Below are 1,409 nucleotides of genomic sequence, written 5' to 3' on the forward strand. Positions count from 1 at the left end.
CTAACATCAAGTTGAGGACTCTAGAGAGACTGCCGGTGATAAACCGGAGGAAGGTGGGGATGACGTCAAATCATCATGCCCCTTATGGCCTGGGCTACACACGTACTACAATGGCTATTACAACGTGCAGCGACAGCGCAAGCTGAAGCGAATCACTGAAAGATAGTCTCAGTTCGGATTGAGGTCTGCAACCCGACCTCATGAAGTTGGAATCGCTAGTAATCGCGGATCAGCATGCCGCGGTGAATACGTTCTCGGGCCTTGTACACACCGCCCGTCATACCATGAGAGCTGGCAATACCCGAAGCCGGTGGCCTAACCGCAAGGAAGGAGCCGTCGAAGGTAGGGCTGGTGATTGGGGTCAAGTCGTAACAAGGTATCCCTACGAGAACGTGGGGATGGATCACCTCCTTTCTAAGGAGAAAGAGAAGTACAGAAGGGACGATCAGCGACAGATCGTCTGACACGTTCGGAGGAATGTGGAAGAGTCCTGTTCAGTTTTGAGAGGATTTCCTCTCAGAAGGATGTTCTTTGAAAACTGAATAACAACGAAGAAAGACAAACAGATAGGTCTTTCTGAAAAGTTGTGAAGAAAAGATTAACTAAAGTCAACTAGAAATAGTTAACAGTTCTCAAGCAAGAAGTGATTAAACGAAGCAGAGCGTACGGTGGATGTCTTGGCATATAGAGCAGAAGAAGGACGCAGAAAACGGCGAAACGCCTCGGGGAGTCGTACACAGACAACGATCCGGGGGTATCCGAATGGGGAAACCCAGTCATGCGGAAATGCGTGGCTATCCACAACTGAATACATAGGTTGCGAGAAGAAAACCCAGGGAATTGAAACATCTCAGTACCTGGAGGAGAAGAAAACAAAAGTGATTCCGAAAGTAGTGGCGAGCGAAATCGGAGCAGCCCAAACCAGTCTTGAACTGGGGTAGTAGGACCAGAAAAAGCAACATCTGAGAGATAGTCGAATGAGATTGAAAGCTCAGTCATAGAAGGTGCAAACCCTGTAGACGAAATTTCGAAGAGTGCGACTGGAATCCTGAGTACGTCGGGGCACGTGGAACCCTGACGGAAGCAACCGGGACCATCCGGTAAGGCTAAATACTCCTATATGACCGATAGTGAACCAGTACCATGAGGGAAAGATGAAAAGAACCGCGGGAGCGGAGTGAAATAGAACCTGAAACCGTATGCTTACAAAAAGTCAGAGCACATTAAAGTGTGATGGCGTGCCTTTTGTAGAATGAACCGGCGAGTTATCTTATCGTGCGAGGTTAAGTAGACAATATGGAGCCGAAGCGAAAGCGAATCTTAAGAGGGTGGCAAGTACGATGAGATAGACCCGAAGCCGTAGTGATCTAGTCATGAGCAGGTTGAAGGCTGGGTGAATCCAGCTGGAG

General features: G+C 48.5%; 2 rRNA genes. Both read left to right on the top strand.

From position 1 onward, the window contains the following. A 16S ribosomal RNA gene (locus tag ACTND6_RS10975) occupies positions 1-414 on the top strand; the annotation flags it as partial. 231 nt (positions 415-645) lie between these two features. Further along, positions 646-1,409, top strand: a 23S ribosomal RNA gene (locus tag ACTND6_RS10980); the annotation flags it as partial.

This window comes from Bulleidia sp. HCP3S3_C9 (assembly GCF_052064035.1).
GTDB lineage: Bacteria > Bacillota_I > Bacilli_A > Erysipelotrichales > Erysipelotrichaceae > Bulleidia.